A 26924-nucleotide genomic window follows, 5' to 3' on the forward strand; every position below is an offset into this window, starting at 1 on the left:
TTCCTTCGGCAGCGGCCCTCACATAAGCCAAGCAGATATTGCCATGTGTGTTCCGCGCCTGGAGCGCACAAGCCAAGCAGTTATAGCCATGTGCGGCCGACAGACAGCGAAGGAGAAATTACGGTCAATCGATATTTCCCGCTCCGCCCGGGAGGAAGAGACCCTCCGTCATGATCATTCATCATCGGCGGATGTGTTCTTCTGCGGGCACTGTCATTCACTGTCTTCGACACTGTCTCGGCCAACGAAAACAGGAGCAGCCGAGGCCGCTCCCATCGTCGGGTCCGGAAGGATCAGAGGCGTTCGAGGGCTTCCTCGAGCTGACCGTCCACGAGGTGGGTATAGATCTGGGTGGTGGACACGTCGCGATGCCCCAAGGCCCGCTGCACCACGAGCAAGTCATTGGTCGCGCCGTAGAGGTGGGTGGCGAAGGTGTGCCGCAGCCCGTGCGGCGTCAGATCCTTTTCGATCCCGGCTTTCCGCAGCCAATGGGCGAGCCGGTTGGCAATCTGCCGCTGGCAGAGTCTGCCGTCCCGGTTCGACAGGAACAGGGCTTCCATTTCCGGGCGGCCATGTCGACGTCGCTCGGCCAGGTAACGGCGAAGCAATGTGCGGAGGTCGGTCTTGATGAACTTGACCTGCGGCACATTCCCCTTGGCCCGCACCCGCAGATGCTTGGCGTCGAGGTCGATGTCATCCATGTCGAGCGCGGCCAGCTCGCCAAGCCTGATCCCGGTGCCCAGCAGCACCTCGATCATGGCGCGGTCGCGCAGCGTGGAGAAATCGGTCCGTCCCTTGAGCTCTTTGAGGAGCCGTTTCTTTTCAGCGGCGGTCAGGAACACCGGCAGCTTTCTCGGCAGCCGATGCATGCGGATTGACCGGGCCGGATTGTCATTGACCACGCCCGCCTCGACAGCCCAGGCGAAAAAGGCCCGCACCGCAGCCTTCATCCGATGGAGCGAAGCTGCCGAGCGAGGGCCTCGCTCACTCTCGATAACCGCCCCGGCGGAGAACACCTGGTCGAGGAGCCCGGCCGTGACCGCCCGGCAGACGATACCCGGCGTCAGCTCCCCGGCCACGCGGGCCACCAGGGCGAGGTCCCGGCGGTATGCGGCTATGGTCGCCGGGGAGCGTCCTTCGGCCGACAGGCGGGCACAGAACGCCTCTGTCGCGCCCGTCAGATCGAGGTCAGCCGTTCGGTTGCTCATCGCTGGACTCCTTCACCCGGCTGTGGCCCATGGGTGTGCTCTTGGGCAGAGGCAGCTCCTCGATGCGCCCCGACTCCCTGGCCCAGACCATCATCATGCGGAACACCCGGACGGTCTTGGCGACGGTGCGCTCGGCCCGCTCCCTGCCGTCGGGGAGTTTGAGCAGCAGATCGGATTTGTAGAACTTGCCGACCTGGGGAAGCCGGATCTCGACGAGCTGGCGATCCGCGCCGAAGAAGGACTCAACCACGTCGAGGTCCTTCCGGTAGGTGTAGAGGGTCCGCTCTTTCTTTCCGGATTCCCGCAGGTGGCCGATGAAAGCCTCGGCGGCTTTATGCACGGTGCATTCGGTCATGTCGATGTCTCCTTTGTCGGTGGCCCGGTGTGTTCAGGACAGGAACTCGTCCAGCTCCCGCAGCAGTTCCTCGACGTGGCCGAGGGAGCCGACGCTCGCCCAGGTGATGTCCGGCTGCTTCGCGTCCGCTTCGAGCTTGCCGCGAATGCTCTCGATCAGCCGGGTGATGTTCTCTTGCTTTTCTCGGTACGCCTTGAGTGCCTGCTGGCGGTTTCTGTCGTAGGTCATGGCCTGCCTCCGGTTCCGGTTTTCGTGGATGCGGGACCATCCCGCGTCACATCCAATGACGCTTCTATTTCGTTGGAAATCAAGTGTTTGTAGAGATGTTTCTGCATGTACCCCAAACCCATAACCAAAGGAGATCAACATGTTGAAGAAGACCATCGAATGGACCATCCCGCTGGCCCTGGCCGGGATCATGACCGGCTGCGCCACCTACCGGCCTCCGGCCCAGATCCAGTCGGCGGTGGCCACCGTCAACCGCCACACGCCCGAGTACGTGACCGAGGCCAATAAGGCCCTGCGCGAGATCGGCCACCCGGACGCCGAGCGCCTGACCGGAGTCGGTCTGCGCCTGCAGACCGCCGTGGACGCCCTTGACCAGTGGGCCAACGGCTCGAACCGGGAGGAAGGCCAATGAAAGAAATCCTTCAGGAAAACAGCGATGCCGTTCGCCAGGCCGGTGAGGCCCTTGTCGAAATCGGCACCGAACTGGCGGCGGGACGGATCGAGAACGCCCTCGGTCGTCTGGAAGCGGCCCAGCAGCAGTACCAGGCCTGGGCGGAGTTGGACCAGGCCATCATCGACATTCAGGAAGCTGTCCACGACCGGAAGAACACCCTGGCCGTGCAGCAGATCCTGACGGAACTGGTGGGCACCATCCTCGGCAACGCCTTGAGGACAGGAATGCACTGATGGCGGTAACCGACAAGGAGCGCAAACTCGCGGCGACCCTGAGCGATCCCGTGTTGTGGGGGCAAGCCTACCTCTACAACCGGGATGGCTCAGGCCGCGACTACTGGCCGCACCAGGTGGAGGACCTGCGCTGCCCGGCCAAGAACATCATCCACCTCGACGGCCGGGACGTGGGCAAGTCCATCGTGCTCTCGACCGACGCGCTCCATTACGCCTTCACCACCCGAGGTGGCCAGGGCCTCGTCGCGGCTCCGCACCAGGGGCACCTCGACACCATCATCGAGGAGATCGAGTTCCAGCTCGACAGCAACCCGGATCTGATGAACAGCATCGCTCTGACCAAGTACGGCAAGCCCAAGATCCACCGCAAACCCTACTTCCGGCTGGAGTTCACCAACGGTTCGGTGCTCTATTTCCGCCCGGCCGGAGCCTATGGCGACGCCTTCCGCTCCCTGCACGTGGGCCGCGTCTGGGTCGATGAAGGAGCCTGGCTGACCGAGCGTGCCTGGAAAGCGCTGCGCCAGTGCCTCAAGGCCGGGGGAACCTTGCGCATCTACTCCACGCCCAACGGCCTGCGCGACACCACCTATTACCGGCTCACCTCGTCGGATCAGTTCCATGTGTTCCGCTGGCCGTCCTGGCTCAATCCCCTGTGGACCGAAGATCGCGAAGCCGAACTGCTGGAGTTCTACGGCGGCCGCGACAGCTCCGGCTGGCAGCACGAGGTGGCCGGTGAACACGGCAAGCCCTCCTATGGGGCTTTCAATGTCGAACAGTTCAACCTCTGTCGGCAGGATCTGCTGGAGTACCAGAAAATCGTCATCACCGATTCCGAGCTGCGCGACTGCGACACCGAGGAAGCGGCCCATGACCGGCTGGAGATGCTGCTCAACCTCACGCCCCGCAGCGGACAGTTCTGGGTTGGCGGCGACCTGGGCTACACCAACGACCCCACCGAGATTGTCGTATTCCAGGAGATGGAGATCGGCGAGCGGACGCTGCTGAAGATGATCCTGCGCGTGCATCTTGAACACGTTTCCTATCCGCACATCGCCCAGATCATCGCGTTGCTGGAGCGTTACTACACCCCGGCGGGCATCGGCGTGGACAACGGCGGCAACGGCCTGGCCGTGGTTCAGGAACTGCTCACCCTGGACAAGTACAAGGGGCTGGAACTGGAAGGCAGACTCAAGGGATACGACTTCGGCGGCATGACCCGGCTGGCGGTGCGGGACGGAAAGGAAATCAAGAAGCGGACCAAGGAGCTGATGACCAGCCTCATCAACGGAGCACTGCAGCGCAAGCAGGTCATTTTCCCCTCGGACGACCTGGAGGTGGAAGACCAGTTCACCACCCACACCTACACACTGCGGGACGGCAAGATCATCTATTCCAAGGGCAACGACCACATCATCGACGCAGTGCGCTGCGCCATGCTGATCCGGGAGGAAGGCAACCTCGACCCGGTCGGCGAAGAAGTGGTCTCGCTCAAGCCCGTACTCACCAATCCGGTCTTCATCTGATCGCATCCTCCGACGCTTTTCACCCCGCTCCGGTAAGTAACCGGCATCGAGCCGGGTTCGGCCCACACGGGCCGGATGTGCGGCTGTCATGGCCGAAACTACCGAGAGGATCACGTGGAAAGCACTGCCCATCAGGACGACCAACCCGAAAGCCTGGACACCACCGGCTTTGTCATCGCGCCGCTGGCCGCAGCGGCAGCGCTCGACTCGGCCGCCTTCAGCAAGGTCAACGCCACCGAAGCGATTCCGGCCACCTGGGAAGAACGCGCCCGCAAGGCCTGGGAATACTACGTCGAGGAGCCGTTGGTGAAGAACTGCGTCAACTCCTGGCGCACCTTCGCCGTGGGCGACGAGATCAAGATCACCAGCGACGACGAGAACCTCAAGGAGCAGGCCCTGGAAGCCGCCTGGCGGCTGAACATCTCGCAGTTCATCAAGGACATGGTTCTTCAGCTCCTGGTGAAAGGCGACGCCATCGGCTTCAAGCGCTTCACCAAGTCCGGCCAGGACATCGAGGAGCTGGTCTGCGTCAACCCGGTTTCGGTCAAGGTCAAATACGCCCAGGGTGAACTGATCGAGGCCCGGCAATTTCCCGAGGACACACCCGGCGGCGGGGAATCCATTCCACTGCCCGTCGAGCAGGTGGTCCACCTCAAATGGGACGCACCGGCCTTCTCGCCCCGGGGCAACTCCCTCGTGCTTCCCGCTTTTCAAGCCATCGAACTGCTGCGCGACTACCGCCGGGCCGAACAGGCCATCGCCAAGCGCTGGGCCACGCCCTTTCGCCTGCTCAAGGTGGGCGGCGCGTTCGGCCAGAAGATGGTGATGCCGGACCAGCGGATGCTCGAACAGGTCCGCGACATGGTCAACAAGATGGACATGAAAAGCGGCTTGGTGGTCCCGTTCTACGTCAATGTCGAAACCCACGGCACCGACGGCCAGGTCCTCAACGTCGAGGACAAGGTCAAGGAGGTGAAGGAAGACATCGTGGTGGCCCTGGGTCTGTCACGCTCGCTGGTGACCGGCGACGGTCCGAACTTCGCCACCGCCTCGGTGAGCATGCAGAAGATGATGGTCATGATCCGCGAGATCAAACAGGCCGCTCGCAAGCTCCTCGACTGGGTGTTCGACGACTGGATGGAGCTGAATGGCCACGGCGACAAGAGCATCCAGTTCATCTTCAACGACCTCGACCCCAGCGACGCGGTCGATTTCAAGAAGCTACTCATCGAACTCTACGACCGCAAACTCATCAGCCGCTCCAGCCTCCAGCTCAAGATGGACCTGGACCCGGACATCGAGGCCGCCAACCGCGAGACCGAACGCAAACAGATCGACCTGATGGACGAGAAACAGGTGAAGCCGGTGGTGGATATGGTCGTCTCCGGTATTCTCAGCGTGCCTCGCGCCCGGAAGATGCTCGGGATTCCGGCCGAGGACGATGAGCCCACGGCGGAGGCGGCATTGGTCTGGTCGGGCGACCTGGAGTCCACTGGCATTGCTGCCGTGTGCGACGAGTGCAGCCACTTCATTGCTGACACCAACCACTGCCGGGTCCACAACAGCGAGCGCACCTTCGACGCCCCGGCCTGTCGTTTCATCGACCGCCGGGAGCCCCGCTGATGCCTTCGGACCTCAAGCAGCGCATCCAGGCGGCCACCCTGAAAAGCCTGACGGCCCGCAACCGCTACAACGACCAGGTCACGGCCCAACTCACCCAGGCGCTAAAACAGGCCGAAGACGAGGTCGCCCGCGCCATTCTCCAGTACCGCTCCCTCGGTTCCCTGCCGGACAACAAGCTCGCCGCGCTCAAGGGGCTGGAAAAGCTCCAGCTCGAACTCGACGACACCATGAAACGGCTCAAGCGGGAGCAGACCCTGGTCTTTCGCAAGACGACCAAGGACTCCTTCAAGCACGGCATCCAGCAGGGAATCGGAGAGCTCGCCGACGCGGCGCTGCCGTTCTACGCGGACCTGAAGCCAGATGGCATCGACAAGTTGGCCACCAAGGTGTTCACCATCGTCGACACCAATGCCCTCGACTTCATGGCGCTGGGTTGCCCCTCGAATAAATTGGACACACATTTGGTTGCAGAGAGAGTGACAGGAGGTGTCCATGAGTGAGAAGTCGGTGAAACGTTGGTCGGCAAAGCGTAAGCAGGAAGTGGTTTTGAGGCTTCTGCGAGGTGAAGGCCTGGATACGCTGAGCCGGGAGACAGGGCAGCCGGCATCGGTGTTGTCCCGGTGGCGAGAGGAGTTCCTTGAAGGCGGTATGGCGGCTTTGAAGCGACGTACGGATGACCCGAAAGTCAATGCGCTGGAGAAAGAGCTCAGGCGAGCCAAGCGCCTGGTGGGAGAGCTGATGATGGACAAGGAGCTGCTGGAGATGCGGATTGCCCGGCATGAGGGCGAGCTCCCTTTTCCCAAGCGGAGATCGAATCTGTGAGCAGGGCCTGCTCGGTCTCCGCACGGCGTACGTATGGCAGGGCCCGGGTGTGCCGGTTGTGGGGAGTACCCCGCTCCACCGACTATGCGCGCCGGGTACGCGCGCAGCAGCCAGCCAAGTTCCACCGTCGGGGACGCCGGCCCATGGTTGCTGACGATGTCCTGCTAGAGAAGGTTCGCGAGATGCTGGCCGATGCTGAGTCCTTGGGGTTTCGGGGCGAGGGCTATCGCAAGGTATGGGCACGGCTGAGGCACCATGGCATCCCGGTTTCAAAGGAGCGGGTTCGGCGCCTGATGCGTCAGCACGGCCTGCAGGCGCCACACAGGATGGGTTCCGACCGAGGTCCCAGAGCGCACGACGGTTCAATCATCCCCGATGGCCCTAACCGGATGTGGGGCACCGATGCCACTCAGATCCATACCCGTCGAGAGGGAACGGCGACAGTTTTTGTGGCTGTAGATCACTTTGTGGGTGATGTGGTCGGCATCCATGCCGCGCGTCCTGGCACACGTTTCGAGGCCTTGGAGCCGATCCACCAAGGCGTTCGGGATCTCTATGGTCCTTTGGCAGGAGGCATTGCCAAGGGCTTGGTGCTGCGTCACGACCATGGTGCGCAGTACATGAGTCATGCCTTCCAGCAGGAGCTTCGGTTTCTCGGCATTGAATCGAGTCCCAGCTTCGTTCGGGCACCAGAGGGCAACGGCGTGGCTGAGCGGTTTATCCGAACCTTGAAGGAGCAGCTGCTGTGGGTGCGAACCTTCGATACCGTCGAGGAGCTCCGCCAAGCGCTGCTTGAGTTCAAAGAACGGTTCAACCAGCATTGGCTGCTTCAGCGACATGGCTATGCCACTCCGGCCAAGGTTCGTGCCGGATACATGCCCCTGGCGGAGGCGGCGTGAATTTTGTGCAAAACAGCGTCCAACAATTCAGGGGCTTTACAGCGCAATACAACCTCACACTCGCCGGTGACGTAAACCGGGAACTGGCCGACGGAATAAAGCGCGTCATCATGCAGGGAATAATAGAAGGAAAAGGAACGGATGATATTGTCCGGGACCTCGGACGGGTTGTCATTTACAAAGACTCTTTCAAACAGGCCGGAACAAAAGTCTTCAGCAAAGCGCAGTACCGAATGGAAATGATCGCCCGGACTGAGGTGTTGCGGGCACACAACATGGGGCGAATAAAGTTCCACCAGCATGTCGGAATTGAGAAGCTGGAGTGGATGACCATGGGGGACGAGCGAACCTGTCCGGTATGTGGTCCGCTCAATGGTAAAACCTTTCCAATTGATAAATTCCCGGGGCAACCGGCACACCCATTCTGCAGGTGCATCAACCTTCCTGTGTTGAGTTATATCAAACTGAAAAATATTTGAGACGCCATTCCGACACATTTCAAAGCCTTCCGGTAAGTAATCGCTGAAACCATAATGAGGAAAGGCTATGAATTACAAAAACCACTTGATTGCAAACATGAAAGTCGCCATTAGATGTTTTGTATTAATGGTGTTCCATACCTTGCACGGAATAATTCCCTGCAAATATACAAGCCATGATTATTGGGGGATTTGACTGCTCAGGAAATAAGGAGTTCCGTTATCCTTAATTTTACGCAGCATTTTAATTCTTTTTAATTTTTGAAATTTTGAAACGAAATCACTCTTAAATGCCGTGAGTTCACTTTTTGAATACTTGGATAACCCGTTTTCAGAGCAAGAAAATAGGTGAATTTTCCCTTCTTTCACTTTGTCCGGCAATCCTTCATATAGTTCCGAGCCTATCATGTAATCCAGTAACTTAACATTTACATCATCAAAACGACTATGGATTGCATAATTAAGTGATTCTTGAATCGTCTCTTCATCGTCATCAGGTGCACCTACAATGAAATTACCGATTGTAAATACACCCACTCGGTCGGCTTCTTCTAAAATTTCATCCAACAATTTAAAATCAATACTTTTTTTATAATAGTCTAAGATGCTTCTATTCTTGGATTCTACGCCAAAGCTGATGACTGAGACCCCGGCTTTTTGTGCTACAGATATGAACTCCTTGTCGATTTTTGCCCAAGAACTAATCGCAATTTTCAAGCGATGAGTTCCCTTCAATTCGGCAAATTTGTTCAAGATTCTTTTTGCTCGTCCAAGGTTCGCAGTGAAGTTTTCATCAGTGATCCAGATATTATTTATCCCAGAGGAAATTAATTCCTGAAAATCAGTGTAAATCTTTTCTTCACTAAAAAACCTAAGCTTTTTGTCCCACCCTTTACGTTGGCAAAAAGAACAGCTTCCAGGGCAGCCTCTACTTGTTTCCAGTAATGCAGAAGGGGCTAAGTGTGCTTTTTTGTTTAATCGCTTACCCTTTATTTGTTCCTCATCCAATAGTTGCCTGTCTGCAAAAGGTACTCTTGATAAATCAGCTATTGTTCCCAGGCTGATAAAATTATTCTTTATTTCACCTCCTGCGAGAAATCCATTGATGATTCTTGGAAGTTCAACTTCTGGCTCACCGGAAACCGTGAGATCAAAACCCGGAATAGATTCATTAACAAGAGTACAATGTTTTCCTATTGCAACGGTTAAAACCTCATCTCTGTACTCTTTTGTTAATTGAGCAATCTGGAAGCCGTTGGATACATTTGCGGATCTTTTTAAAGGAAAAGCATCAAGCTCAACAATTACACAATCAATATTGTCGATACTTTCATGAAATTTTTGCTCGTCAAATTTCTCAACAGAATAGTCAACAAATTTTACCTTAAAATCCAGCTCCTTAAGTGAAGAGGATAGGTATAAAAGCTGCAGTGAGTAGCCAAACCGATGGTCTTTATCAAAATCGGGTTCGGGATAAACAAGAAGGATTGATTTATTCATTTACAGTTCCAAGGTATTCATTGAGCCTTTTTAATGCATATAAGCCCCAAGAAGCACCGTCCTCAATTTCATGAAATGCCCATATCCCATTCTTCAATTGATTGTCTTCCAGCCATTTAAGTGTGTTTTTGAATAGATCAACTGGGACCATGTCTTTATGTCGCAACAATCCCAAGATGGCGATCGACGTACAAAAAACATCGCTTGCGACTGGGTGTTCTTTCCAAGGAGCAAAGCTTCCATCTTGTCTTTGATTCATGGAAAGCCATGAGACTGTATCGCTTATTATTTTGCTGTCCTGCGGAACATATTCACTGGAAGAGAAAGCCATTAAAGTGTAAGCAGCTTTGTATGTAAGCGAGTTTATTTCTGATTTCCATAACTCTTCTAATTTTTGCAAATAACATTGTTTTTGAAGTTGGGGGATCATATCCAATAAAAGCCCCGATACCGGAATCCTTGACATATCCCTGGAAGACCGTCCCCATAAACCACTTTTGTTCGTGTTTGCTTCCAGATAATTTATTCCATTATCAATAATCTCTTGATGTGTATTTTTATCATAAAGAGATAGGAAAACGACGTTCCAGGTAGTGTCTGTGATAGCAACCCAACCACCATCTTCATTCTGTTCATTCTTGCAACGATCAATAATCCTCTTGGGTATACTACTGGGTGAAAGTCCAGACATTAATAACAGGCTGGCGGTCTTGGTAATTCGTCGTAACTCTAACTCTTTGGCCAACATTTCCTTGAGCATAGCTCGCAAAGAAGTAGTAGCCTTTAACACGGATAAATTTGGTAGTTTATTTCCCATATTTCATGGTCTCGCTAATGTTTTTGTCTCTATAAAAACAATTAATGACTCGGATATTTGTTATGCCAAAAAGCCACATTGCTAATCGCTCAATTCCGAGTCCAAATGATAAGATCTTTATGTTTGGCAATGGATTGAGGTCTACATACCAATTTAGTTGGTCGCACAAATCAAGTTTTTCAAACTTGCAGCGCAAAAAAGATTCTCTTGTATCTCGTAGGCATCCTTCTGCAACTTCACCCACACCAGGTGCCAAAAAATTCAATGAATAAGTGTAGTTGTCGTCAATTGGTAATGCAGACCAAGTAGAAATTTTCGAAGGAAAATGGATAACCGTAGTAGGGCCGTTTTTTGAAATTTCACGTTCATGCTTTCCAAGTCCTTTATTTAGAAGGCCGTACTTGCAATTCAAATCGGCATATGAAACGATAGGTATTTCTTCAAATGGCAACGCCTTTATTTGATCAGGAATTAGTTTACTTACTCTATTAAAAATGTCTGAGATAAATTTCGATAATTCACAAATCAGATCTTCAAAGCAATGGCCTACAAATGACACTTCCAGCATGTCAAATTCAGAAAGGTGCTTGGAGGTTTTTGATGGTTCTGCCCTGTAACATCTCTGTATAGAATAAACTTTTCCCATATTGGCAGCCATTACCGTAGAATATAAAGCATTGCTGGATGACAACCGGGCTTTCTTTCCAAAGAAGTCAATCTCAAAAATATCACCTTTATTATTGCCGGGATGAATGCTGGGCAACCTGACTTCAAAAAAGTTGTTGTCATAAAAATAGTTTCTTATTTGATTCAGCAATATCGCATAGTTTTTTACATTTGCTGATTCAGGAATAACGCCCTTGTTGCTTTTCACTGAGCCAACTAATTCTTTGGCATGAATCTCACCATTTTGCTGATTTGTATTTATTGTTATGTAGTCGTTTATTTTTAAGTTTTTAAGCTTATCGTAGCCAACTGCTTGGTCGTGTGTCGCGACAATATTGAATGTTTCGGCCCCATGAGAAACTGTTATAAAAGTTATCTTCCCCAAACATTTAATGTCTGTGACCATGCCGGATATGAATGATTCGTTTTTCACCCCAATCTCCAGTTTATCATCGTCTTTTTAGGAGTGAACGTTGGCGTGAAGCCTAACTTTTTTGCAATATTGACCATCGGGTCATTGGACGAGTACGTTTTCATTTCAGCATAACTCAAGGCCTTTGTGACCGACTCAATCAGTAGTCGTCCGATTCCACTGCCACGGGAATTGGCTGGCACGTAGACTTCTTCAATGAGAGCACCATTCTCTGGCCTGTCACTTTTTCTCAGGAATCCAAGGATCTGTCCTTTGCTGTTCTCTGCTACAAAAACGTGTTTTGGCTTGCGGAGCATCTGCTTTAAGAACGATGACTTCGCACTTATGGCAAGCAATTTCCTTTCAGGCTCTGATATGCCTTCGAGCATGTTAATGAGAGTGTCGGAGTCATGGTCACATGCGCGTCGTATCCAAATATTATCTGCCTGAAAAAGATGCCGAAAATTTTCACTAAGGATCTTCTTTCTTGAGTCGTCTGAGAGTTTGGAAGATGAGATGAATTCACACTCGAGTTTGTAAACATCTTCATCCTTGTCTTTGTAAAACGGGAAATCCGATCCCCAAAGAACATGCTCATCTCCCACGAGATTTATTAACTCCGCAAGACTTGCTCCGTTCGTTCTGATTGTAGACGTCTCAAAGTAGAGATTGCTCCGATTATTGCTTGCTGCGAGAATATCTTTAACATTGTCAACTAAGCCTTCATCTGAGAATGGTTGTTTCCGTGCACAATGGGCTATGATCACCTTAAGCTCTGGAAAGTTAGATGAAATTTCAGATATCTTTTTTCGCCATTCGTTCCTATGGGCATGAATAAGTAAAACTTTTCCTGTTTTCTGAAGGAGATCATAAATGGGAAACATTACGTCATTGGAGTTTTCGAGGTAGAAGTGTTCCTTTATCCCATATATGTCGGTAATGTTGGCCTCTATACTTCTTATGTCATCAGGCAACAACAATGGTAAAATTAATGTCGGTTCCTTTTGTGTACATTCGAGTATATACTTATTGGCTGATGCCCTTTTTACTTCGTTAAAAGGGAATGGGAATGCAAGGCACTTTGTAACTCCCTTCGCACTACTGACCCTAAGGTAGTTGCTAAAAGTATTGGCTGTAGCATTATTGTAGGCCGGAAGCGAGCTGTGCCCTTCTTCAATATTTTTAATTTTCGCTACGCCTATATGAACATGGGAATCAAATAAAAGCATTGCATATCCTTAAATGTTAACAACCAGCCTCCTTGTGCAATGAGGCTGGTTGTTGTTGGTTTTAGTTGCAGTTACAGTTAGTGCAACCAAAACACCACTTACCCTGACAGAACTCAGCCCAAATCTCTTCGGGAAAAGTCATGCCATCGAGCTCTTCAAACACGGGTGCTTCATAAGTGACCATTATAACCTCCTTGCATTAGGATGTTTTACAAAGGCGAACCTAACCATTAGGCTCTACCAACCCTGTAAACTGCTGCTTACTCATTTTCAACAAGAACGCCACTCTCTGTCCATTTTTCCATAAGACCAGAAAGATCATTGATTAAGATGCCTTTCTCAACCGAGAACTTTTTTGTCAGGTTGTCTACGACGGCAGAGAAGGATACGTTCTCGGAGAAACTTTCCAGAATGGTAAAGGACGTTTCGTTGAGCTTGAATATTTTCCCTGTTGAAACATTAAAAAGGAAAAAGTCCTTTTCTCCATCATTACCCCGGTGCAACATATAGTCATCGGAGAGAATAAAGAATTTGTGCATTATGTCATCAAGGTTCATTGTGATTCTCCTGTTTTATATTTCCAGCATAATGGATCTTGCGCTAAATAATCCCCGTTCTCTGCATAAGCAGCAGCCCTGCAACCTCCGCAGCGGCCCAAGTCTTCACATGTGCCACATGAGGATGTCATTCGATTTTTTCGTCTTATATTCCACAGAATATCTGACTTGTACCAAATCTTAAAAATACCATCGTTAAGTACGTTGCCTATGGGGATAGGTAGCCGCCTGCAAGGATATGCCGTTCCATCATGCATAATGCATAAACTTGAATAACCGACTGGGCAGAATCCTCCGAGAGATTCATCAATCAGATGCCACAACGGTCGAGATGTTCTGATCTTAAGTTTTCTCCCGCTGCTCTCGATCTGTTTTTTCTTCTGTTTAATCTGCTCATAAATTTCTTTTAATCTGTCTGCGGACAGCTTCAATTGATCAGAATCAGAATTCCCTAAGGGAGTGTAGCGCTCAATTGTTAACGCATCTATCCCCATTCTGTCTGCCAGATCAATGATGTCCGCTACAGATCCTGCATTTTCTTGATTCAGAGTGAACATTACGGCAGTGGGAATGCCGACCGAGATAAGTTTTTCTAGACCATTAATTGCTTTGCTGAAACTCCCTTTCCCCCTCATAAGGTCGTGAACCTGTTCAGTTCCACCATCAATGGAGATCTGCACCTCTTTCAGCTTCTTAAATTTTGTGAGCTTGGCAATTTTCTTGTCATCTATGAGAGTTCCATTAGATAAGATCCCAGCCCAGTAGAAAGCCTTATCCTTCTCGATCTTATTAAGGAGATGCAATAGCTTTTCAAATTCAAGAAAGGGCTCACCTCCTGTAAGTGAAATCCTTCCATTTTTTTTCCATGTTGAAATGGCCTTCGATAATTCAGCATATATTACATCAAGCTGGGCAACAGGCACAGGTTGAGCCTTATAATCTTCTTGGTAGCAATGCCGACACCTCAAGTTGCATGATTCCAGAAAATGCCATTGGATATAAAATCCCGAATTCTCAACCTGTGAGGTGTCGTCAGTTATTTTAGTCATTGAAATTCCTTAAATTTCTTACTTTTAACCCAGACGTCAATCTCGTCCCGGTCAAACCTCCACTGGGTTCCGATCTTGGAACCGGGCAGCTCGCCTTTTTGGGCCATCTGATAGAGCTTGCTGCGGCTCATTTTCAGATAGCCGGAAAGCTCCTCGATGGTCAGCCATTTGTCTTGTGATTCCATGTTAGTCACCGCTCATCTAAATTCTTAGCAACAAATAATAACATAAAATAACGAATGACAGGCATATTTTCAAGCCAAATCTCGGAAACTTCGAGGAAATTCCCGGCTGAACCCTGCCCGCTGAAATTCGCCGTCACCCTCCGACACATCGCCGACGCTTCCGGTAAGTAACCGCTGAACGCTCCCCGCAGGTCGCGGAGAGCACAGCAAACTGACCGGAGACGTTGATGGAACTGTTCGCCACAGACCTGGAAAGGCTGGCGTTTCTACTGGAGGCCGATGCGGCGCTGACTCTCGATCCCGACACGCTCGGGACCGAGGCCGCCGAACAGTCCGCTCCTGAAGAGCTCCCTCCCGAGAAACGCCCCAAGTACATCACCAACTACATCGGCAGTAAGCAGAAGCTCGTCGACTGGATCTGGAAGCATACCCCGGAAGGCGTTGGCACCGTGCTCGACGCCTTTTCGGGGTCTGCGGTCGTGGCCTACATGTACAAGACCAAGGGCCTCCAGGTCATCGCCAACGACCGGCTCCGCTACTGCCACCACGCCGCCAAGGCGATCATCGAGAACAACTCGGTTCGCCTGAGCGAGGACGAGATCGAAGCACTCCTGGCCGACAACGCCAAGGCGGGCAGCTTCGTTCAGGACAACTTCAAGGGCATCTTCTTCGCCAAGGGCGTCCATGCGCTGATCGACACCATCCGCGCCAACTGCGACAAGCTCTCCGGCTTCAAGAAAGACATCGCCCTGTTCGGCCTCGGCAAAACCTGCATGAGCGGCAAGGGCGGTTTCGGCCACTTCTCGTCCTCCACCGACTATGGCCGCCGCCAGGACACTCCAGACGAGTTCAAGGATCGTTTGCGCAAGAACCTGCAGCGTATCAACGCCCTGGTCTTCGACAACGACAAGGAGAACAAGGCATACCGGCAGGACATCAACGACCTGCTGCCGAAAGCCAAGGCGGATCTGGCCTACTTCGATCCGCCCTACGCCACCGAGTTCTCGACCACCAACTACGAGCGGGCCTACCACTTCGTGGAGGGGCTCATGACCTATTGGGAAGGGCTCGAAATCAAGTCCGACACCAAGGTCAAGTATTACGAGACCGACCACAAGACCGTCACCAAGGCCAACGCCAGCGAATTCTTCCAGACCTTTCTCGGCAATGCCAAACACATTCCGCACTGGCTGATTTCCTACCGCGATCACGCCTATCCCAACGAGCAGGAGATGAAGCGGATCATCGGCTCCTTCGGCAAGCAGAGCCGGATGAAGTCCAAGGATCACCACTACGCCATCACCTCCAAGCACGGCGAGGCTTCCAACGCCAAAGAACGTCTGTTCGTCTGCGCTCCCGGGGCCAAGGCCAGCGCCGAACGGGAGGAGAAACCCGTTCCGATGGCCGCCGCCGCGAACTTCCACACCAGCATCCCCGTGGACATCCGGCTGGGCGATGGTGAACGCCTCGCGACCGAGGCCATGGATGTCGGTTCGGCGGGCGACCCCCAGTTCAGCTTCGTTCTCTGCCGCACAGGGACCAACAAGAACGGCGACCACTTCACCGCCGAGGAGTTGTCCGGTCGGCACATGACGGCCGTGAACAAGAAGGTCGATCTGCAGCATTCGCAGGAGTTCAACGACATCGTCGGTGGCATCGTCGCCGCCGACTACCTGGAGGACGACAACGGCGGCCGCGTGGAATGCGTCGGCGAGCTGTACGTCCACGACACCCCGGCTGCCCGGCTGGCCTACAAGCTGATGAAACGCGGGATCATCTCCCAGGTCTCCATGGAGTGCGACTACCAGGAAGGCGAATGCTCGGTCTGCCACAAGCGCTTCCAGAACAAGGCCGACTACTGCACACACCTGCGCAAATTCAAGGGCCGTGATGTGGGCGGCCAACCCGTTTTCGAGATTCTGCACGGCGTCACTTTCACCGGACTGGGACTGCTCGACCGCAAAGGCGCGGACGAGAACGCCAGGATTCTGCAGGTGGCGTCCCTTCAGAGCCAGCCCGACCAATCCCAACCCGAAGGAGATTCCACGATGGAAGACAAAACCAAACCCACCGATGACCAGGCCGCCAAGACCGAATCAGACGCGGCCAAGAAGAAACCGGCCCAGCAGGAAGCCGATCCTGCCCGCGTTACCGACCTGGAAAAGGAAAACCGGCAGCTCAAGGCCCAGGTCGCCGAGCTGCAGAAACGCGTCCAGGAACTGGAAGCCGAACAAAAGGCGGCCGCCTGCCGCTCCCGGGCCAAGAAGCTGCTCACCCGTCTGGAGAAGCAGGGACTCTCCTTCGCTTCCGAGGAGGACCGGGAAGCCGAACTGAAACGCCTGGCCGAACTGTCCGACGAAGCCTTCGCCGCCACCGAGGCTGCTTACGAACGCCTGCCCAAGTCGGCCAAAGCGGACAAGGACAAGGAAGAGAAACCCGCCGACAGCGATCAGGGCGGCAAGCCCGCCGTCAAGGCATCGACGGAAACCCCGCTGCGCAGCGACGCCGGTGTCCGGCCCCACGATGTGGACGACCGCAAGGTGTCGCTCGAGGACCGCCTGCGCGACGGGTTCATGGCCGCTTACCGCAACCGTGTCGGCGAGGACTCTCCCGAACACTCGGAACACAACGCATAAGGAGGAAACACCATGTCATTCATTAATCCGTGTCACCGCAGCCTCGCCTACGGCGATGGCCACATCCAGGGCGACGGGCAGCTCGGTCAGATGGTCCGCGTAGTCGGCAACGACCTGTTCGCCGTCAACACCGATCCCACCAAGCGCTCCTTCGGCATCCTGATCAAGGACTACGCCGGTGGCGAAATGCCCGGCATCTACTGCGACGGCGGCGTCTACGAGACCGACTCCTTCGAAGGGACCGTCGTCGCCGGAGACGACCTGAAAGTTTCGGCGGGCGGTCGCCTGACCAACGGCGTCGCGGCCGGAGAGCATGTCGTCGCCCACGCCATTTCCGTACAGAGCGGCGTCCTCAAATTCCGCCTGCTCGTCTAACCCAAGGAGCCAACGCACATGAAAACCAATCAGTTGAAGATCCACTCCCAGGAGTACATGGAAACCATGGCGCGGCTCATGAGCGAGGCTCTCGAGTCGCCCGAAGGCATGCGGGCACTTGCCGCCGCCATTGCCGCGCCCATCGAACAGGAGATCAAGCGCAAGGAGATTTCCTCGCTGCTGCTCACCAAGCACACGCTGCCCAAGGGCGAACGTCCGGTCTACCAGAAGAAACCGACCGTCAAGGCTCACTGGATCAGCAAGGACGGCGACGCACAGGAGCAGGAGGTGGGCAAGGACGAGGTCGAGTTCCCCACCAACCGCATCCACTCCAATCCGATGGTGGACGTTTCCGTCCTCAAGAACGGCAACATCGGCACGCTGATGGACATCCAGACCAGCGCCGCCGACGCCATCCGCAAGGAGATGGACCGCCGCACCATCTCGGTGCTCTCCTCGGCCATCCCGGCGACCAACACCATCGAGGTCACCGGCGACCTGCTCACCGAAGAGGCGCTGAACGAAGCCATCTCGATCATCGAGGACCTGGAGCTGTCGGTGAAGTACATCGTCATGCGCGGCCGCCGGTTCAACGACATGCGCGGCTGGAACCTCGATCCCCAGACCAAGCTCGAGCTGCGCCAGAAGGGTGTCATCAAGAACTACGGAACCGGCGGCATTCTGCTGACCGCCTCCATGCCGCTGGACGAGATCATCATCGTCCCGGATGAAGAGGTCGGAAAGATGCCGGTGCGCGAAAACCTGAAGACGGAGTCCATCGATCAGAAGACCCGCTTCAAGACCGGCTGGCTGGTGTGGTCCGAAATCGGCCAGGGCATTACCCGCCCTGACATCATGGCCAAGGTCAAACTGGTTCCGTAATCTTAGGAGGTGACGTGAGATGAATCGAATCAAGAACATCCGTCCCGGCGTTCTGGTGATCCCCGACGCCGGGCTGAAACTCAAGCCCGGCCAGGTGGTCGAGGTGGAACGCCTCACCAAGCAGATCCAGGCGGCGCTCAAGAATGGCCGCCTGGCCATGGCCGACAAACCGAAGCAGGAACCGCTCGCCCCTCCAGAGCCCGACCAGGACGCGGAACCGGTGGACCTGAGCAAGCTCTCCGCCACCGACGCCATCTCCAGGGTCAACGAGGAGGCCAATCCGGAGACCCTCAAAGGCTACATGGAAACCGAAAAACGCCGCACGGTGATCGACGCGCTCAAGAGCCGTCTGGAGGGCCTGCAAGGTGCTGCTGAGTGACCTGATCGCCGACCTGCGGCTCGACCTGTCCGATCCGGGCGCATCTCTCTTCGAGGACCAGACTCTGGAGAGATGCGTCCGGAAAGCCGTTTTCCGGGTCGGCCGCGACCTCGACCAATCGCTGACGATCACGGCCGGAGAGATCACCCCCGATCCCACCGGCGAGGTCCGCGAGCTCCTGGTGATCATGGCGCAGATCCACGCCTGCCAGGTCATGCGTTCGGCCACCGCCAACGCCTTCTCCTTTTCCAGCGGTGACAAGCGGGTGGACAAAACCGGCCAGCCCGGCCACTGGGCCAAGCTCGAGGCCGATCTGCTCGCCGACTACCGGCAGCGGCTCACCGAGCTGCGTCCGGCCACCCAGCTCGATCAGGAAGCCTACATCCTGACCCCGAGCGGCCTTACGCCGGTCATCTACGAACAAGGGATCGATCTCGATGTTGTTGAATGACCGGGAACGCGCCGAAGCCGTGGCCGACGTCGCCCGGCTGATCCTCTCCTCGGGTCAGACCGCACGGGTTCTGCGCGTGGTTCCCGGCGAACGGCTCTACGGCACCGACGATGCCGAATACGCGGAGATCTCCGTCATCCCCCTCGAACTGAACGAAACCCCGCCGGAGGAGCTGAGCGGCAAGATCGACGCGCTTGCCTGTGTCCTTCCGGATGCCGACGTCCAGGGTGAAGACCGCCTGGCCACCGGCAGGGAAACCTACCGCATACAGAGCGTGGAAGAGGAACACTTCTTCGGCACCATCACCCACAAGAACCTGCAACTGGTGAAACTCAATGGGCGTTAGGCGAACCGGTGACTGGGACAAGGCCCGCGCCAAACTGACCTCCGGCATGGGGCCGCGCCTGGCCACGGCACTGCGTCAGGCCACGATCCGCAACGCCCTTTTTCTGGTACGCGAGATTCAGCGGGGGATTCGCTCCCAGGCCCCGGGCGGACAGGCCTTTGTCAAACTCGCCGAGAGCACCATCGAGCGCAAAGGCTCCAGCAAGGCGCTCATCGACACCGGCTTTCTCGTCAACGCCATCACCCAGAAGATCATGGCCGACAAGGCGTTCGTCGGCCTGCTGCGCGGCACCGTCAACAAGGACGGGGAAGACATGGTGAACATCGGTGCCGTCATGGAGTACGGGGCCACCATCAAACATCCGAACGGCGCGACCATCATCATCCCCGCCAGACCCTTTCTGCATCCGGTGATGGAGAAGTACCGCGAGCAGATCCTCCAGAACTATCGCGAGGCGATCCGCTCCGCGCTTTGAGCCTCCGACACATCGCCAGCGCTTCCGGTAAGTAACCAGGCAGAAAACGGAGGCGTCCCTTGAGCACGATACAGACCGTCACAGAAATCCTGATCCGCCTGGCCAAACAGGCCATCCACCCGGACACCGTGCTGGTGTTCCCGGATGACCTGTTCGAGGTCCAGCGTACCCCCAGCGTCATCCTCCAGGGGCCGAAGCTGGCGGAAGACCGTTTCCGCCGCAGCCAGAGCCGCCTGTTCGAGAAGAATGTCGCGGAGCTGAGTTTCGAGGAGTGCCGGTTTCCCCGTCTCTATCACCTCGATTTCGACCTGGTGGTGACCGTGGACCGGGAGGCCGAACTGCTTGGTTTTCACGAATCGGTGTCGCGGTTCCTCCAGCTTTACCCGGAGATCGCCATCGCCGACCAGGGCAGCCTGAACCTTACCGAACTGGTTCCTCTGGGCGGCCTGGCCCGGGTGAACCTCTCCAATCTCCGGCAGAGCTCCGGACGCATCCGCATCGAATCCTGCCCGGTGTACGACGGCGACCTGCGCGACGGTCGGCTGATCCGGGACCGGACCTTCCAGTTTCACGGCGACGTGACAGAGCAACGAACCATTCAACCGTAAAGGAGAACAATCGTGATCGAGATCAGAAACCTGCAGTTCCAACCCCTGACGTTCAACCTCTCCGGCCAGGGAACCCTTCACCTCGGGCCGCGAGAACGCAAGAGCATCGCCCGCAAGGACCTCTCCGCCGAGATCAAGACCGCCGGAAAACGCGGCCTGGTGCGCATCACCGACCTGACCGGCGGCGCGGAACCGGAGCCGGAAAAGCCCACGGCGACCGAGGACGCCGGAAACGATGAGGCCAAGACCACCAGCAAGCGGAGGAAATAACCATGCCGACCTATCTATCGCCCGGGATTTACACCCGAGAAACGGACTTCAGTTTCTATGTGAAGCAGATCTCGACCTCGTCGGCCGCCATGGTCGGAGTGGCCGAGAAAGGCCCCATCAACAAGCCCATACTGGTGACGAGCTGGGAGCAGTTCATCAACCGTTTCGACTCCTACATCAATGAGAGCTATCTGGCCTACGCCGCCCGGGCATTTTTCGACAACGGCGGATCGGTCCTCTATGTCACCCGCATCGCCCATCTCACCGACCCCACCGACCGGGACACCCTGACGGCGCTGAAGTCATCCGTCGTGCTGCAGAACCGGGAAGCGACGCCCGCCGACACCCTGCGGATAGAAGCAGTGAACGAAGGCGTCTGGGGTGACCGACTCTCCATCTCCATCGAGGACGGCTCTCTCGATCCGGCCAACCATTTCAATCTGGTGGTCCGGCACAAAGGCGATGTGGTCGAGGTGTTCAAGGATCTGAGCATGGACGAGACGCTGCCGAACCATGTGGAGCTGGCGATCAACGACCGCTCGGATTTCATCTTGGTCCAGGATCTGGCCGCAGCAATGGGAACGCCCAGCGACCGTCCGGCATTGGGCGTGTTCACGCTCAGCGGCGGCGACAACGGGCTGACCGATCTGGCCGATGCGGACTTCATCGGCGATCCCTCGCAGCATACCGGCCTCTATGGCTTTGACGAGATCGACGCCCTGAACCTGCTGATGGTCCCCGGCGTCACCACAGTGCCGGTGATCAACGCCGGAATCGCCTATGCCGAGGGGCGCAAGGATCTGCTGTTCATCGCCGACACGCCCATGCACCTGGAGCCGCTCGAAGCGGTCGACTTCCGCAAGGGACAAGGGATGTACAGCCACGCGGCCTTCAACTCCTCCTACGCGGCGCTCTACTACCCCTGGCTGGAGATCAGCGATCCGGTCAACTCGCGCAAGAAGCTGGTGCCGCCCTGCGGCGCGGTGGCGGGCTGCATCGCCCGCAGCGACCAGAAGACCAACGTCTGGAACGCGCCCGCCGGTATCGACCGTGGCCGCATCTTCAACACGCTCTCCCTGGCCTACAAGACCAGCCGTGGCGAGCGCGATGTGCTCTATCCGGAAGGGGTCAACGTCATCGCCGTGTTCCCCGACACCGGCATCAACATCTGGGGCCAGAAGACGCTGCAAAGCCAGCCCTCGGCCGTGGACCGCATCAACGTGCGCCGTCTGATGATGTACATGGAGGAAGCCATCTCGGAATCCTCCCGCTTCGTGGTGTTCGAACCGAACCATCCCCAGACCTGGCGTGCCCTCGGCCGCCTGATCAATCCCTTCCTTCAGGACATCAAGGACAAGGGTGGCCTCTACGACTTCGCCTTCCAGTGCGACGAGGAGACCAACACCCCGGCGGTCATCGACCGCAACGAAATGGTGGCCCGCGTGTTCGTCAAGCCGACCAAGACGGCGGAGTTCATCGAGCTGAACTTCATCCTGACCAGCACCGGCGCGGACTTCAAAGAAATCATCTAACGGGAGAACACGGCTATGAGAAGCGGAAACATGCCCAAGAGCCTTTACCAGAACTGGCAGTTCGCCATCGAGGTAAACGGCTTCGACGTGGCCCTGTTCCACAAGGGACAGGAGCCCAAAACAGAATTCGAGGAAGTGGCCTTTGCCCCGGCCGGTTCGATGTTCGACCAAAAGGTGGCGGGGCGGGTCAAGTTCGAGGACATCACCCTCGAAAAGGGAAACCTTCAGGACGGCTCCGACGAGGCGGCCCGCGAATGGATCAAGAAACAGGTGGACGTGAACGCCGTCACCGGCGGCCTTCCGGCCGACTACATGCGCGACATCGACGTTGTCCGCTACGACCGCACCGGCAACGAGACCCGCCGCTGGACCCTGCACGGGGCCTGGGTGAAGGCGCTCGAATACGACGAGCTCGAAGGCGGCAACACCGAGAACACCATCGAGAAGCTCACCATCTGCTTCCAATACTGGACCTAAACCGGAGGATCGACCATGTACAGCTTTGAACTGCCAAGCGGCACTGAACTCGAGCTTCGGGAAATGACCGGGGCCGAGGAAGAACTGCTCACCAACCAGCGCCTGATCCGCTCCGGAGAGGCGATCAACCAGGTGCTCCGCAATTGTTTCGTCCGGCTGGGCGAGAAGACCGACCCCGATCTTTCCGAGGTGATGAATCTGCTCTCGGGTGACCGGCTGTTCGCCCTGGTCCGCCTGCGCCAGATTTCCCTCGGCGACGAGGTGGAGCTGGAGCTGAGCTGCCCGAACAGCGCCTGCCGCATGACCAACTTCGTGACCGTCAATCTCGAGGATCTCAAGGTCACTCCCTACGGCGAGGAGCGGGAGTTCGCCTTCAAGCTGCCCGGCTCGAAGAAAACCGTCCGCTTCGGATATCTCGACGGCCACAAGGAAAAGCGTCTGGCCAGCCTGCGCGAGCCCAACATCACCTCGGCCATGCTCATCCGCATCCTCGACATCGACGGCAAGGCTCCCTCCAAGAAGAGCCTGGCGGAAATGTCGATGCGCGACCGCAACGCCCTGCGGCAGGAGATGTCGCGGGTCGACGCGGGAATCGATACCTCGGTCGAAACCGAATGCGATGGCTGCGGCACCAAGATCCGCACCCGACTGGAGGCCGAACCGGCTTTTTTGTTCCCCGGAGTTCGCTTGTAAGCGACGCATTCTTTCTCGCTTACGGCGGACTGCACTGGGGCTGGTCGGAAACCCGCTCGCTGCCGCTCAGGGTCCGGCGTCAGTTCGTCGAGGCCCTCGAGCGGCAGCTTGATTTTGAACGTGAGCAAACGGAACGGCGATAGATGAACGGCGATCTCGGACTGGGCATAGTGGTATCGATGAAGGATGCGTTCTCGCAGAACGCGCAGCGCATCCGTGGCTCCATGATGGACCTCGATTCCACCGTGGCGGATGCCAGCGAGCGGATGACCAGCAACCTGGACCGTATCCAGCAAGGCACCATGATGCTGGGGGCGGGACTGGCCCTGATGGCAGTGCCCGCCGCCTTGGTCGCATCCACCGCCGCGACCCAGAAGGCCCTGGGAGAGCTGGCGTCCTTGGGCGTGCAGGATCTCCGCGCCATCGAGGACGCCGCTGAATCCTTCACCAACCAATGGTCCGGTGCCGACAAGGCCGCCTTCATCACCGCCACCTATGACGTGAAATCGGCCCTGTCCAACCTCAGCGACGAGGCGGTGGGCGTCTTCACTTCCATGGCCGCCATGACCGCCAAGGCGACCAAGGCCACCATCCAGGAGATGGTCGGCACATTCACCACGGCCTACGGGATCTTCAAGCCCATCATGGCCGACATGAACGACATGGAATGGGCGACCGCCTTTTCCGGAGCCATGGCGCAGACCGTGGCCTCGTTCAAGACCAACGGCACCCAGATGGCCGACGCCATCAAAAACATCGGCGCGGTGGCGGCGGCGAGCAACATTCCCCTGAACGAGCAGCTCGCCGTGCTTGGCCAACTTCAGACGACCATGCCTGGCTCCGAGGCGGGCACGCTGTACAAGGCGTTCATCATGAAGGCGGCCGAGGCCGGAGACGAGCTTGGCCTGTCCTTCACCGACACCAGCGGCCGCCTCAAGGGCGTGGTTCCCATCCTGCAGGAGATCAAGCGCCAGTTCCCCGACCTCTCCAACGCCGCCGCCCAGGTGAAGCTGAAGAAGGCCTTCGGCTCCGACGAGGCGGTCAAGTTCCTGCTGCAGATGTCGGCGGGCATGGAGAGCCTCGAAGGCAATATACAGTCGGTGAGCCGGGCCATGAAGACCGGCACGGCAGTCACCGAGCAGATGGCCGAAGCCATGAACCAGGACATCGGAGCCCAGTTCCTGCTTCTGCGCCAGCAGATGACCAACCTCAGCGAAATCCTGGGCCGCACTCTGCTGCCGGTGGTCACGCCGGTGATCAACGGGGTCTCCCGCTTCATTCTGTTCCTGCAGCGCATGGCCAAATCGATGCCGGGCGTGACCCGGGTGGTCCTGGGGCTGTCCATGGCCCTCGGCACCATTCTGGTCACGGCCGGAGCCGTCACCGCCGCCGTAGGCATGGTGGGACTCATGCTTCCCGCCATCAAGGCCGGGTTCGTGGCCATCAGCGCCGCGCTCGCCGGGGTGGGTTCGGCGGTCGCGACCTATTTTCTGCCCGTCACCGCGATCATCGCGGGCGTGATCCTCTCGGTGTATCTGCTCAAACGTGCCTGGGAAACCAACTTCGGCGGCATCCAGGATGTCATCACCGGGGCCTGGAACAAGGTCTCGCTGGTCTTCCAGGGGATCAGGGAGCTGGTGGGTTCGCTCAGCGGCGGCGTCGGGCAGATGTCGGCCGAACTGGCCCAAAAGCTCGAATCCGCCGGGCTTTTGGGCTTCGTGGTCACCGTCTTCAAGGCCTATTACCGGGTTCGTGAGGCCATGGCCGGATTGTGGGGCGCGTTCTCCCATGCCTTTGGCCGCATCCGCGCCATCCTCGAACCGACCGTCCGCACCCTGATGAGTGCCTATGCGGCGCTGGCCAGCGCGGTTTTTTCGGTGGTGGAGATCTTCGACGTGGCCGCCAGCGCCACCGATGGGTCGTCCTGGCGCACCTTCGGCACGGTTATCGGCACCGTCGCCGGTGTGCTTCTGCAGGGGCTGGCATTCGCGCTGAAGATCGTGGCCTGGAACCTGTCGCTCATTGTCAGAGCCCTGGCGGTGGTGGTGCGCAGCGTGGTCTGGGTCGGCAAGATCATCGTCGGGTCCCTGATCGGAGCGACCAAGTTCATCTACAAGTTCCTGTTGCCCGTGCGCATGATCGGCGAGGCCTTCATGGCCGCCGGGAAGATCGTCTATTCCGTCTGGCAGGTGCTGACCGGTGACATCTCCCTGCTGGATGGTCTCAAGGCCATCGGCGGTGCGGTCTACGATTTTCTTGCCACCCCGTTCCGCTGGGCGCGGGATGTGATGGTCGGTGTCTGGGATTTCATTTCCGGCATCTTTACCTCCATCGGACGCCTGGTGGCCGACGCCGCCGGACAGATCGGCCAGGCGATTCTGAATCTGCCGATCATCAGCACACTGCGTGAGCTGTTTGCCACCGTGCGCTCTTTCTTCGCCGGGGACACCACCTTCTTCGAGGCGGGCAAAAAGCTGCTGATCACCCTGGGCGAAGGGATCTGGTCGGCGGTGACCTATCCCGTCACCATGCTCAAGAACGCCCTGGGCAAGCTGCGCAATCTGCTGCCGTTCTCCGATGCCCGCGAGGGACCACTCGCCAGCCTGACCGCCTCCGGTTCCGCGCTGCTAAAGACCCTCGCCGACGGCATGAGCCTTACCCAGTCGCTGCCCGCGAAAGTGTTCGGCTTCGCCGCTCGCGGGATTCTCTCGGCCGCTGCGGGAGCCTGGCAGCAGATCAAAACGGCGGGCGGCAACCTCATGGACGCCGCCTCGGCTCCCTTCCGGATGGCTGGAAAACTCTGGGATGGGTTGACCTCCGGGGCTCAAACCGTCGCGGCCAAGGCCGGTGCCATCTTCGGCGGTCTCAAGCAATCCCTGTTTGACGACACGCCCGTACTGGCGCTCAAACCACCCCAGGTCAATGCCTGGGATGCGCTGGCCACGGGAGCCGTCAATCTCCGCGACCGGATCGTTGCCACGCTGTCGGCCGTGCCCGGCGCTGTCGGTCGAATCTTTACCAACGCCGGTGCCGAGGGGCAAACCCTCTGGCAGAGGCTTTCCAGTGGCGCGAGCGCGGGCATTCAGGCGATCAAGGATCGCAGTGCCGGGATCGCCAACGGTTTGCTCTCCTCCGCTCGCGCCATGCTGGGAGCCCGGACCCCGATTCCGCAGGTGGCCGAGCAGAAGGAACCGCTCAAGGCCGCGCCGCCCGCCGAATCGATTGGGCAACGCATCATCGAAAGCGTGCTGAGTCTCGTACCGCGTCTGGACGAACGCCTGGTTCCCAAGGCTCTGAGCGCCATGCTGATGCTCCAGCCGGTCATGGCCACGGCCGCGCCGCCTCCGCAACCGATGAACGGCACCGTGCAGACCGTCGCGGCGGCCGTCGAGCCGGTAAGTAAGAGCTATATCCACCCGTTCGCGGTGGAACCGGCACTGGAAAAGGGAGACGCCTCTCTGGCTCCGGCCGGGATAGAGCGGCCCATAACGGCCGCTCCGACTCCGATAGCGAAGCCCCTGCAATCGGGACTCGCCGAGACGGTGCCTTCCGAACGGTTGA

28 protein-coding genes and 2 pseudogenes are annotated in these 26924 nt (G+C 56.9%); 20 read left to right on the plus strand and 10 right to left on the minus strand.

Translation table 11 applies throughout. The annotated features are described in order from the left end of the window. Nucleotides 1–293: 293 nt before the first annotated feature. The 3 genes from ACZ5D1_RS08600 to ACZ5D1_RS08610 are packed head-to-tail and all read right to left on the minus strand — an operon-like array spanning nucleotide 294 to nucleotide 1791. Nucleotides 294–1208, minus strand: a complete 915-nt coding sequence (locus ACZ5D1_RS08600; protein ID WP_464554587.1) for a tyrosine-type recombinase/integrase — start codon at nucleotides 1206–1208, stop codon at nucleotides 294–296. Continuing rightward, on the minus strand, nucleotides 1189–1563 hold the full coding sequence (locus ACZ5D1_RS08605; protein ID WP_464554588.1) for a hypothetical protein: 375 nt from the start codon (nucleotides 1561–1563) through the stop codon (nucleotides 1189–1191). The genes ACZ5D1_RS08600 and ACZ5D1_RS08605 overlap by 20 nt, the downstream gene beginning before the upstream one ends. A gap of 33 nt (nucleotides 1564–1596) precedes the next feature. After that, a complete protein-coding gene (locus ACZ5D1_RS08610; protein ID WP_464554590.1) occupies nucleotides 1597–1791 on the minus strand; it encodes a hypothetical protein in 195 nt (64 codons plus the stop codon). A 139-nt stretch (nucleotides 1792–1930) separates the two neighbouring features. Between ACZ5D1_RS08610 and ACZ5D1_RS08615 the strand changes: the two genes are divergently transcribed. From ACZ5D1_RS08615 to ACZ5D1_RS08645, 7 genes and pseudogenes are all read left to right on the plus strand, one after another. Next, on the plus strand, nucleotides 1931–2203 hold the full coding sequence (locus ACZ5D1_RS08615) for a hypothetical protein (protein ID WP_464554591.1): 273 nt from the start codon (nucleotides 1931–1933) through the stop codon (nucleotides 2201–2203). After that, nucleotides 2200–2478, plus strand: a complete 279-nt coding sequence (locus tag ACZ5D1_RS08620) for a hypothetical protein (RefSeq protein WP_464554592.1) — start codon at nucleotides 2200–2202, stop codon at nucleotides 2476–2478. Before ACZ5D1_RS08615 ends, ACZ5D1_RS08620 begins: the two co-directional genes overlap by 4 nt. Further along, nucleotides 2478–4001: a terminase large subunit domain-containing protein gene (locus ACZ5D1_RS08625; RefSeq protein WP_464554594.1), complete on the plus strand. Its 1524-nt coding sequence runs from the start codon at nucleotides 2478–2480 to the stop codon at nucleotides 3999–4001. Before ACZ5D1_RS08620 ends, ACZ5D1_RS08625 begins: the two co-directional genes overlap by 1 nt. Nucleotides 4002–4115: 114 nt before the next feature. Further along, complete coding sequence (locus ACZ5D1_RS08630; protein ID WP_464554595.1) at nucleotides 4116–5624, plus strand: phage portal protein family protein; 1509 nt, start codon at nucleotides 4116–4118, stop codon at nucleotides 5622–5624. Further along, complete coding sequence (locus ACZ5D1_RS08635) at nucleotides 5624–6124, plus strand: hypothetical protein (RefSeq protein WP_464554596.1); 501 nt, start codon at nucleotides 5624–5626, stop codon at nucleotides 6122–6124. The genes ACZ5D1_RS08630 and ACZ5D1_RS08635 overlap by 1 nt, the downstream gene beginning before the upstream one ends. Continuing rightward, a pseudogene (locus tag ACZ5D1_RS08640) lies at nucleotides 6117–7345 on the plus strand (IS3 family transposase). The gene ACZ5D1_RS08635 and the pseudogene ACZ5D1_RS08640 overlap by 8 nt, the downstream one beginning before the upstream one ends. After that, a complete protein-coding gene (locus tag ACZ5D1_RS08645) occupies nucleotides 7342–7824 on the plus strand; it encodes a phage head morphogenesis protein (RefSeq protein WP_464554598.1) in 483 nt (160 codons plus the stop codon). Before ACZ5D1_RS08640 ends, ACZ5D1_RS08645 begins: the two are co-directional and overlap by 4 nt. 180 nt (nucleotides 7825–8004) lie before the next feature. Here ACZ5D1_RS08645 and ACZ5D1_RS08650 read toward each other — a convergent pair whose 3' ends face one another. From ACZ5D1_RS08650 to ACZ5D1_RS08680, 7 genes are all read right to left on the minus strand, one after another. After that, nucleotides 8005–9324, minus strand: a complete 1320-nt coding sequence (locus ACZ5D1_RS08650; RefSeq protein WP_464554599.1) for a B12-binding domain-containing radical SAM protein — start codon at nucleotides 9322–9324, stop codon at nucleotides 8005–8007. Further along, the gene (locus tag ACZ5D1_RS08655) at nucleotides 9317–10141 is read right to left on the minus strand and encodes a prenyltransferase/squalene oxidase repeat-containing protein (protein ID WP_464554601.1); all 825 of its coding nucleotides are present in this window, start codon (nucleotides 10139–10141) and stop codon (nucleotides 9317–9319) included. Before ACZ5D1_RS08655 ends, ACZ5D1_RS08650 begins: the two co-directional genes overlap by 8 nt. Further along, on the minus strand, nucleotides 10131–11240 hold the full coding sequence (locus tag ACZ5D1_RS08660) for an amino acid--tRNA ligase-related protein (protein ID WP_464554602.1): 1110 nt from the start codon (nucleotides 11238–11240) through the stop codon (nucleotides 10131–10133). The genes ACZ5D1_RS08655 and ACZ5D1_RS08660 overlap by 11 nt, the downstream gene beginning before the upstream one ends. After that, on the minus strand, nucleotides 11237–12448 hold the full coding sequence (locus ACZ5D1_RS08665; protein ID WP_464554603.1) for a GNAT family N-acetyltransferase: 1212 nt from the start codon (nucleotides 12446–12448) through the stop codon (nucleotides 11237–11239). Before ACZ5D1_RS08665 ends, ACZ5D1_RS08660 begins: the two co-directional genes overlap by 4 nt. A 260-nt stretch (nucleotides 12449–12708) precedes the next feature. Beyond that, a complete protein-coding gene (locus tag ACZ5D1_RS08670) occupies nucleotides 12709–13005 on the minus strand; it encodes a PqqD family protein (protein WP_013514546.1) in 297 nt (98 codons plus the stop codon). Next, nucleotides 13002–14054, minus strand: a complete 1053-nt coding sequence (locus tag ACZ5D1_RS08675) for a radical SAM protein (protein WP_464554605.1) — start codon at nucleotides 14052–14054, stop codon at nucleotides 13002–13004. Before ACZ5D1_RS08675 ends, ACZ5D1_RS08670 begins: the two co-directional genes overlap by 4 nt. After that, on the minus strand, nucleotides 14051–14239 hold the full coding sequence (locus tag ACZ5D1_RS08680) for a helix-turn-helix domain-containing protein (RefSeq protein ID WP_013514548.1): 189 nt from the start codon (nucleotides 14237–14239) through the stop codon (nucleotides 14051–14053). Before ACZ5D1_RS08680 ends, ACZ5D1_RS08675 begins: the two co-directional genes overlap by 4 nt. 227 nt (nucleotides 14240–14466) lie before the next feature. On the opposite strand from ACZ5D1_RS08680, the gene ACZ5D1_RS08685 reads away from it, so the two are divergent. The 13 genes and pseudogenes from ACZ5D1_RS08685 to ACZ5D1_RS08745 form a co-directional block, all read left to right on the plus strand. After that, a complete protein-coding gene (locus tag ACZ5D1_RS08685; protein WP_464554607.1) occupies nucleotides 14467–16875 on the plus strand; it encodes a DNA adenine methylase in 2409 nt (802 codons plus the stop codon). Between the two features lie 12 nt (nucleotides 16876–16887). Next, a complete protein-coding gene (locus tag ACZ5D1_RS08690; protein WP_464554608.1) occupies nucleotides 16888–17250 on the plus strand; it encodes a hypothetical protein in 363 nt (120 codons plus the stop codon). A gap of 18 nt (nucleotides 17251–17268) precedes the next feature. After that, the gene (locus ACZ5D1_RS08695) at nucleotides 17269–18132 is read left to right on the plus strand and encodes an HK97-fold major capsid protein (protein ID WP_011366969.1); all 864 of its coding nucleotides are present in this window, start codon (nucleotides 17269–17271) and stop codon (nucleotides 18130–18132) included. 19 nt (nucleotides 18133–18151) lie between these two features. Further along, the gene (locus ACZ5D1_RS08700) at nucleotides 18152–18511 is read left to right on the plus strand and encodes a hypothetical protein (RefSeq protein WP_192905213.1); all 360 of its coding nucleotides are present in this window, start codon (nucleotides 18152–18154) and stop codon (nucleotides 18509–18511) included. Then, on the plus strand, nucleotides 18498–18962 hold the full coding sequence (locus ACZ5D1_RS08705) for a hypothetical protein (RefSeq protein WP_015721246.1): 465 nt from the start codon (nucleotides 18498–18500) through the stop codon (nucleotides 18960–18962). The genes ACZ5D1_RS08700 and ACZ5D1_RS08705 overlap by 14 nt, the downstream gene beginning before the upstream one ends. Then, on the plus strand, nucleotides 18949–19308 hold the full coding sequence (locus ACZ5D1_RS08710) for a hypothetical protein (protein ID WP_464554610.1): 360 nt from the start codon (nucleotides 18949–18951) through the stop codon (nucleotides 19306–19308). The genes ACZ5D1_RS08705 and ACZ5D1_RS08710 overlap by 14 nt, the downstream gene beginning before the upstream one ends. Continuing rightward, nucleotides 19298–19783, plus strand: coding sequence for a phage virion morphogenesis protein (locus ACZ5D1_RS08715; protein WP_464554612.1), 486 nt, complete (start codon nucleotides 19298–19300; stop codon nucleotides 19781–19783). Before ACZ5D1_RS08710 ends, ACZ5D1_RS08715 begins: the two co-directional genes overlap by 11 nt. A gap of 59 nt (nucleotides 19784–19842) precedes the next feature. Next, on the plus strand, nucleotides 19843–20391 hold the full coding sequence (locus ACZ5D1_RS08720) for a hypothetical protein (RefSeq protein WP_039644722.1): 549 nt from the start codon (nucleotides 19843–19845) through the stop codon (nucleotides 20389–20391). Nucleotides 20392–20403: 12 nt separating this feature from the next. Beyond that, entirely contained in the window at nucleotides 20404–20661 is a 258-nt protein-coding gene (locus tag ACZ5D1_RS08725) for a hypothetical protein (RefSeq protein ID WP_040200610.1), read from the plus strand. 2 nt (nucleotides 20662–20663) lie between these two features. Next, nucleotides 20664–22193, plus strand: a complete 1530-nt coding sequence (locus tag ACZ5D1_RS08730) for a phage tail sheath C-terminal domain-containing protein (RefSeq protein WP_464554614.1) — start codon at nucleotides 20664–20666, stop codon at nucleotides 22191–22193. 30 nt (nucleotides 22194–22223) lie between these two features. Further along, the gene (locus tag ACZ5D1_RS08735) at nucleotides 22224–22670 is read left to right on the plus strand and encodes a phage tail protein (RefSeq protein WP_225940361.1); all 447 of its coding nucleotides are present in this window, start codon (nucleotides 22224–22226) and stop codon (nucleotides 22668–22670) included. 15 nt (nucleotides 22671–22685) lie between these two features. Continuing rightward, complete coding sequence (locus tag ACZ5D1_RS08740) at nucleotides 22686–23363, plus strand: T4 family baseplate hub assembly chaperone (RefSeq protein WP_464554615.1); 678 nt, start codon at nucleotides 22686–22688, stop codon at nucleotides 23361–23363. Nucleotides 23364–23692: 329 nt separating this feature from the next. After that, nucleotides 23693–24706 (plus strand): annotated as a pseudogene (locus ACZ5D1_RS08745) (phage tail tape measure protein); the annotation flags it as partial. Between the last annotated feature and the right edge of the window lie 2218 nt (nucleotides 24707–26924).

The sequence above is a fragment of the Oleidesulfovibrio vietnamensis genome (genome assembly GCF_055388115.1).

Bases quoted from the DNA above. Each gene is read 5' to 3' on its own strand.
- ACZ5D1_RS08600 (WP_464554587.1), bottom strand. From the start codon at position 1,208: ATGAGCAACCGAACGGCTGACCTCGATCTGACGGGCGCGACAGAGGCG.
- ACZ5D1_RS08605 (WP_464554588.1), bottom strand. From the start codon at position 1,563: ATGACCGAATGCACCGTGCATAAAGCCGCCGAGGCTTTCATCGGCCAC.
- ACZ5D1_RS08610 (WP_464554590.1), bottom strand. From the start codon at position 1,791: ATGACCTACGACAGAAACCGCCAGCAGGCACTCAAGGCGTACCGAGAA.
- ACZ5D1_RS08615 (WP_464554591.1), top strand. From the start codon at position 1,931: ATGTTGAAGAAGACCATCGAATGGACCATCCCGCTGGCCCTGGCCGGG.
- ACZ5D1_RS08620 (WP_464554592.1), top strand. From the start codon at position 2,200: ATGAAAGAAATCCTTCAGGAAAACAGCGATGCCGTTCGCCAGGCCGGT.
- ACZ5D1_RS08625 (WP_464554594.1), top strand. From the start codon at position 2,478: ATGGCGGTAACCGACAAGGAGCGCAAACTCGCGGCGACCCTGAGCGAT.
- ACZ5D1_RS08635 (WP_464554596.1), top strand. From the start codon at position 5,624: ATGCCTTCGGACCTCAAGCAGCGCATCCAGGCGGCCACCCTGAAAAGC.
- ACZ5D1_RS08650 (WP_464554599.1), bottom strand. From the start codon at position 9,324: ATGAATAAATCAATCCTTCTTGTTTATCCCGAACCCGATTTTGATAAA.
- ACZ5D1_RS08655 (WP_464554601.1), bottom strand. From the start codon at position 10,141: ATGGGAAATAAACTACCAAATTTATCCGTGTTAAAGGCTACTACTTCT.
- ACZ5D1_RS08665 (WP_464554603.1), bottom strand. From the start codon at position 12,448: ATGCTTTTATTTGATTCCCATGTTCATATAGGCGTAGCGAAAATTAAA.
- ACZ5D1_RS08670 (WP_013514546.1), bottom strand. From the start codon at position 13,005: ATGAACCTTGATGACATAATGCACAAATTCTTTATTCTCTCCGATGAC.
- ACZ5D1_RS08675 (WP_464554605.1), bottom strand. From the start codon at position 14,054: ATGACTAAAATAACTGACGACACCTCACAGGTTGAGAATTCGGGATTT.
- ACZ5D1_RS08680 (WP_013514548.1), bottom strand. From the start codon at position 14,239: ATGGAATCACAAGACAAATGGCTGACCATCGAGGAGCTTTCCGGCTAT.
- ACZ5D1_RS08685 (WP_464554607.1), top strand. From the start codon at position 14,467: ATGGAACTGTTCGCCACAGACCTGGAAAGGCTGGCGTTTCTACTGGAG.
- ACZ5D1_RS08690 (WP_464554608.1), top strand. From the start codon at position 16,888: ATGTCATTCATTAATCCGTGTCACCGCAGCCTCGCCTACGGCGATGGC.
- ACZ5D1_RS08695 (WP_011366969.1), top strand. From the start codon at position 17,269: ATGAAAACCAATCAGTTGAAGATCCACTCCCAGGAGTACATGGAAACC.
- ACZ5D1_RS08700 (WP_192905213.1), top strand. From the start codon at position 18,152: ATGAATCGAATCAAGAACATCCGTCCCGGCGTTCTGGTGATCCCCGAC.
- ACZ5D1_RS08710 (WP_464554610.1), top strand. From the start codon at position 18,949: ATGTTGTTGAATGACCGGGAACGCGCCGAAGCCGTGGCCGACGTCGCC.
- ACZ5D1_RS08715 (WP_464554612.1), top strand. From the start codon at position 19,298: ATGGGCGTTAGGCGAACCGGTGACTGGGACAAGGCCCGCGCCAAACTG.
- ACZ5D1_RS08730 (WP_464554614.1), top strand. From the start codon at position 20,664: ATGCCGACCTATCTATCGCCCGGGATTTACACCCGAGAAACGGACTTC.
- ACZ5D1_RS08735 (WP_225940361.1), top strand. From the start codon at position 22,224: ATGCCCAAGAGCCTTTACCAGAACTGGCAGTTCGCCATCGAGGTAAAC.
- ACZ5D1_RS08740 (WP_464554615.1), top strand. From the start codon at position 22,686: ATGTACAGCTTTGAACTGCCAAGCGGCACTGAACTCGAGCTTCGGGAA.